The sequence below is a fragment of the Mycobacterium sp. TH-M11 genome, from assembly GCF_057473725.1.
In genome coordinates this window covers 1-5772 of sequence record NZ_JBYCLD010000005.1, presented here as the reverse complement: position 1 = coordinate 5772, position 5772 = coordinate 1, and the positions used below count along the sequence as shown (strand labels likewise).

Annotated in this window: 5 protein-coding genes and 1 tRNA gene; 3 read left to right on the top strand and 3 right to left on the bottom strand. The window is 65.1% G+C overall.

The annotated features are described in order from the left end of the window. Window positions 1-177: 177 nt before the first annotated feature. The 3 genes from AC2VOG_RS00245 to AC2VOG_RS00235 all read right to left on the bottom strand — a co-directional run bounded on the left by AC2VOG_RS00245 (window position 178) and on the right by AC2VOG_RS00235 (window position 2025). Window positions 178-1410, bottom strand: a complete 1233-nt coding sequence (locus AC2VOG_RS00245) for a type II toxin-antitoxin system HipA family toxin (RefSeq protein ID WP_486937905.1) — start codon at window positions 1408-1410, stop codon at window positions 178-180. Beyond that, complete coding sequence (locus AC2VOG_RS00240) at window positions 1407-1658, bottom strand: helix-turn-helix domain-containing protein (RefSeq protein WP_486937904.1); 252 nt, start codon at window positions 1656-1658, stop codon at window positions 1407-1409. Before AC2VOG_RS00240 ends, AC2VOG_RS00245 begins: the two co-directional genes overlap by 4 nt. Window positions 1659-1951: 293 nt before the next feature. Next, a tRNA-Gly gene (locus AC2VOG_RS00235) sits at window positions 1952-2025 on the bottom strand. Between the two features lie 56 nt (window positions 2026-2081). Between AC2VOG_RS00235 and dcd the strand changes: the two genes are divergently transcribed. From dcd to AC2VOG_RS00220, 3 genes are all read left to right on the top strand, one after another. Continuing rightward, window positions 2082-2654, top strand: a complete 573-nt coding sequence (dcd, locus tag AC2VOG_RS00230; protein WP_486937903.1) for a dCTP deaminase — start codon at window positions 2082-2084, stop codon at window positions 2652-2654. Window positions 2655-2767: 113 nt separating this feature from the next. After that, window positions 2768-4588: a DUF7159 family protein gene (locus tag AC2VOG_RS00225; protein WP_486937902.1), complete on the top strand. Its 1821-nt coding sequence runs from the start codon at window positions 2768-2770 to the stop codon at window positions 4586-4588. 210 nt (window positions 4589-4798) lie between these two features. Next, window positions 4799-5772: DUF7159 family protein (locus tag AC2VOG_RS00220; RefSeq protein ID WP_486937901.1), on the top strand; the 974-nt coding region annotated here is incomplete at its 3' end.

Below are 5772 nucleotides of genomic sequence, written 5' to 3'. Positions count from 1 at the left end.
CATTCCGCGTCGAGGAACTGACGGCGGGGCTGGACAACGAGACCTATCTCGTCACGCACCCCTGACCTGGAGCCGATGACGGGAATCGAACCCGGGTAGGAGGGCCTGTCGGCAGGCGTCCTCAGGCTGGTGGCATCGCCCCGCGCCGGGGTTGTGTCGCCGGCAGACGCGGTCGGCCTACTTCAAGCTTTTGATGCGCGTGCGAACCATGTCTGCGAGAAGTTCGGTTTGGCGATCATCGAATCCGATTTCATGACACCGATCTGGCCAGCCATCAGCGGCATCGACGATTTGATTGATCATTGTCGCAGCGGCTCGCTCGCGGATGTTGAGGTGCTTGGCCGCGTCGATGAAGTTGGCACGTGTGAGGCGATCTGCGCGTCCATAGAGATTCAGCGCCATCGGATCTCTCCAGTCTGTGTAGGGCTGCGTGCTGAGTAGGTCGTATGCAGGGGTGGGCTGCCACACTCCGTGCGGGTTGTACACAGACATGTTCTTGCCGTGCAGATCGCCGTTACCGATCAGCCATGAGAAGACAACGATTTTGAGAAGTTCGAGGGTGGCGATCGGCTTGGATCCTCCGCCGCGGGCGCACGCGTCTGCGAGCACCGTGATTGCAGTCTCGGTTTTGATCCGATACTTCGAGGCGGGGTACAAGCCACTCACCTGACATGCGTCTTCCTGCGCTATTCGTCTCGAGTTATCGCGATCGAAGCGGGTAACGAGTAGGGCGCTGCGCCCGAAGGCGTCGTGGATAAGCGATGTCTTTGCGACGCGCAGACCACATGCGTCCGCCATTCGCATGAAGAAGTATTCGTTTTCGACGATGAGCGGGTACTGAGTAGGGCTGAGCTTGAGGATCGCGGGTCCGGACGTTGTTTGGGTTGGCGTCGACCATGTTGCGGCGCTGACCTTCGGCTGCACACCGGCCAATCCAACTGGATCGGCATCGACCGATCCGACCAGTTTTGTGTAGACCGCGTGAAAGTCCTTGTCGCGCTCGGGTTGAAACATGGGCAGCCGCTCGGGGGGTTGGACGCCGGCCGGCAATATCCGCACGTTGCCGATTGTGTCCGCGCCGATGGCGAGCAGCAGCGTGAGGTGATCATCTGCCGAGGTCTTCGTCGAGGACGTCACGACGCCGAGCCGGACTCCTTCGGGGAGGAGCCCCGCGAAGAACGGGGCTACAGCGCCACCCGTGGTAGTCACGGGATAGTCGTCTCCAGTTCGAAGTAGTGACCAGGAGACGGACTTGTCGCGAACACGTGCGTCGCCGTCGTGCTCGGTTCGGATGTAGTCAAAGCTGACCGAGTCATCGGCGTTGCGTGTCAGCTGGCCGGCAAGGTCGTCGTTGATGTACACGTCGGCGCGGCTTATTTCGCGTAGATCGGGACGTGTGGGTGTCGTCATTCGATCTTCGTGCCCACGTTGATCTGCATGCCGAGTATGTCCGCAATCTCGGCAATTGAGCCAAATTTGATCGAGCCTTTGCCACGTTCGAGCGACACGACGCTGGAACGGGAGACACCAGCGAGGTCAGCCAGTGTCTGTTGAGTCAGGCGTAGCTCGATTCTGCGTTCGGCGAAGACGCGCCCTATGCGTGCGATTTCAGACATAGGAGCTTCGGGATGGGGCCTGGTCCTGCGCGGCTCAGCCATTTCCCACCTTATGTTTGAAAAAGTACACATTAGCGATGGTACGGCCACCCGGCAGCCTTGGAGTAGCCTTATGCGTTAAATACCACACATAAGTTGGGGCATCGGCCTAGCCTCGCACCGTCGCACCACCGCCGCCGCCGCCGCCCGTGGGCATAAGGACGCCAGTCTGACGATGCGTCCCTAGGTGCACAGCCAAGACGATGCGCTGAAGCTGTTGGTGCCACTTTGGACCGGCTTGTGGCAGTGACCGCGGTGTGATCGGACAGTTCGAGCCGCGTTGTCGCAGTTCAAAGTGGAGCCGATGACGGGAATCGAACCCGCGTATTCAGCTTGGGAAGCTGATGTTCTGCCATTGAACTACATCGGCAATGTTGCTTGGGAAGGCTAGCACTCACGCGGCAACCGAGCCGCTACGCTCGTCGCGTGCTGCTATCCGATCGCGATCTTCGAGCCGAAATTGCCGCCGGCCGGCTGGGAATCGATCCGTTCGACGACGCCTTGGTCCAGCCATCCAGCGTCGACGTCCGCCTCGACAGCTTGTTTCGGGTGTTCAACAACACCCGCTACACCCACATCGATCCTGCGCAGCAACAGGACGAGCTGACCAGCCTGGTGGAGCCGGCCGAAGGTGAGCCGTTCGTGCTGCACCCCGGGGAATTCGTACTCGGGTCCACGTTGGAGACTTGCACGCTGCCCGACGACCTGGCGGGACGCCTGGAGGGCAAGTCGTCACTGGGACGGCTGGGGCTGCTCACCCATTCGACCGCGGGCTTTATCGATCCCGGCTTCAGTGGTCACATCACCCTGGAGTTGTCCAACGTCGCCAACCTGCCGATCACACTGTGGCCGGGCATGAAGATCGGTCAGCTGTGCATCCTGCGCCTGACCAGTCCGGCCGAGCATCCCTACGGCAGCGCGTCGGTCGGGTCGAAGTACCAGGGTCAGCGCGGACCCACGCCGTCGCGGTCGTATCTGAATTTCATAAGGTCCACATAGCTTCGGCCCTTGCAGCCCACAGTTTGGCCGGAGACGATGCAGTAAGTAGCGCCGGACGCGGTAGTTCCTCCGCCGAAACCCGTGGCGCGCTACGACTCGGCTCTGGAGGCGCGATGGACATCGTGCTCGGGGTGTCGATGGCACCCGCGTCGGTCCGCATGCTGCTGGTCGAAGGCGAAAACGCCGACGGCGTGACGGTTGAGGACTCCACGTTCGGCATCACGACCGACGACGACGCGGGGACGCTGAGCGCCGCCGATCAGGTGATCTCGGCGATCCTGGGCACCCGCGAAGGTGCGGCTGAGGCCGGCCACGCCCTGACCACGACGGGCGTCACCTGGACCAATCCGGTCGACGCGGCCGCCCTGCGCGACGCCCTGGCCACCCGCAAGGTCGAGAACGTCATGTTGGTGTCGTCCTTCATGGCGGCGGCCGCGCTGGCGCAGATGGTGGGCTGCACCGTCGGTGACGCTCGTACCGCCCTGCTCTTCCTCGAGCCCGACACCGCGACATTGGCTGTCATCGACTCCGCCGACGGGTCCATCACCGACGTGCGCAAACACGTATTGTCCGACGATCACAGCATCACCGAGTTGGCCGCGATGGTGACCGGTTTGGCTGAATTGGAGACGCGCCCGCAGAGCGTGTTCATCGTCGGCGCCGGTGTCGACGTCGCCACGGTCAAGTCGCAACTGGAGGCGCTGACGACGCTACCGGTGACCGCAGCCGAGGAACCTGAGACCGCGTTGGCGTGGGGTGCGGCGCTGGCCTCTGCGAACGCCCCGCTCTTCGCCTCCTCGACCGCAGCGCTGGCGTACGCGCTCGATCCCGGCACCGGTGCCATCGACCCGTATGCGGTGTCGCCGGGATACCTTGCGGTGCCCGATGTTCCGATCGGTACCGCCCTGGGTGCAGACGACCTGGCCTATAGCGCGGTTCCGGACGAGGAAGCCGACGCCGGCACCGTAGTGCACGAACCATTGAGCGTCGAGGACCTCGAAAGCGAACACCAGCGCGGCCCCCTGGTTCTAGTAGGCAGTATCCTGGCCGTGCTCTTCGTCGTCGCCGCTCTATCGCTGGAAGTTGCTCTGGCCCTTGGTATTCAGCCAAGCGTCGCGCTATTGCCGCGACCGTTGCAAAACCTCATCGTACAGGCGCCGGCACCCGCTCCGGCCCCGGTTCGGGTGAGTCCCCCCGCGCCAGGTGTCAACCACATGATCGCCCCGGCGGTGGTGCCGGCGCCTGCGCACGCCGCGATCCCGGCAGTTCCGCCCCCAGCGGCGGGGCCCGCACTGGCTCTACCGCCCATTCCCGTTGCACCGCCACCGATTCCGGCCGCTCCGCCCGCGCCGGCTCCTGTCCCGGTGGTGGTGCCGATTCCGATCCCGGTGCGCGCGCCGGCGCCTGCTCCCATTCCGGTCCGAGCACCGATTCTGCTACCCGTGCCGCTGCCGTTTTCACCTCCGGCGGCGCAGGTTCCGCAACCGGTGCAGTCGCCGCCGGCCACTAAGCCGCCCGTGCACCGGCCCGAATCGCAACACCCGATTCCGATCGGGTCGCCGCAGCCGCCGGTGCAATTCCCGGGCCCGGGTCCGCTCCACGCGCCGACTCCGCAGGCGCCGCCGCTACTGCCCGGGTCACCGGGACTTGGGATTCCTGGCCTGCCGGCTCCGGCCGGGCCCCCGCGGGGACCGTCCTTCGATCCGCCTGGCAATGGCCCTGCCGGCTTCGGCGGTCACCCTGAGGGGCCCGGTTTCGGCGGAGTTCCGGGTGTGTTCGGCGGTCATCCTGGGGGGCCCGGTGGGTTTGGCGGACTCCCGGGTGTGTTCGGCGGCGGCCCAAGACCGGGCGGTTTCGGTGGCTTCGGTCTCGGTGGTTTCGGTGGCGGCCACGGCGGCTTTGGCGGCTTTGGTGGCTTCGGCGGACACCGCTAAGCCATCTGGGCCTTGCGGAACAGGGTAAAATTCCCACCGAAGGGTCGGCCGAGGGGCATCGCTCGACCATTGCTCCTGGCCGCGGCTTCATGGCATTAACGTCCGCGGTGTCAGCGCCGCGTCCGGAAGTGTCGATAACGTCAGATGGGCTCGTAGACGGCATGCAATCCAGCTGGCCGGCAAACGACTAGCAAAGTGGCGGGAGGATTTATGGACACCGTACTCGGTGTATCGATGGCACCCGACACGGTCCAGGTCGTGCTGGTCGAGGGTGAAAACGCCAACGGCCCGACCGTCGATGAGGACCACATCGCGGTCACCGGTGACGAAGATCCGGCAACGTTCAGCGGCCCGGATCAGGTGGTTGCGGCAATTCTCGGCACCCGTGAGGGCGCCGGCGAGGCCGGTTATGAGCTGCGGTCGACCGGTGTGACCTGGACTGACCAGCGTGCCGCGGCCGAGCTCCGCGACGCGTTGGCCGCTCGCAAGGTCGAAAACGTGATGCTGGTGTCGTCGTTCCTGGCCGCGGCCGCGCTGGCGCAATCTCTGGGAAGCGCAACGGGCTACGCGCGCAGCGGCCTGCTGTACGTCGAACCGGACTCCGCGACCTTGGCGGTTGTCGACACCGCCGATGGATCGATCATCGACGTGCAGCGCGAGCAGCTGCCCGACGACGACGACCAGGCCGTGGCCACACTGGTCAGCCTGGTATCTGCCGCCGAAGGCCTCGACCAGCAGCCCGAGGGCCTGTTCGTGGTCGGGTCGGGCGTCGACATCCCGTTGATCAAGCCGGCTTTGGAGGATGCCACCTCGCTGCCGCTGAGCGTGCCCGATCACCCCGAGACGGCGCTGGCCCGCGGGGCGGCGCTGGCTTCGGCCAACGCGCCGCTGTTCGCCTCGTCGACCGCGGCGCTGGCCTACGCGCTGGACCCGGGTACCGGCTTGGTGGGCCCACACCTGGATACACCTGATTACCTGGCCGTCGCCCAAGCTGCAGTCCCGAGCCCTGATGCCGGGCCGGACGCGCTGGCCTACAGCGCCGTCGCCGACGATTCGGCTGCGATCTACACGCAGGTGGGCCCCGATGGCTACGAGCACGAAGACTTCACCACCGGGATGTATCCCGACTTCGACCAGCTGGAACACGAACACGAGACGCGTAAGCCGTTCTTGGTGGCGATGGG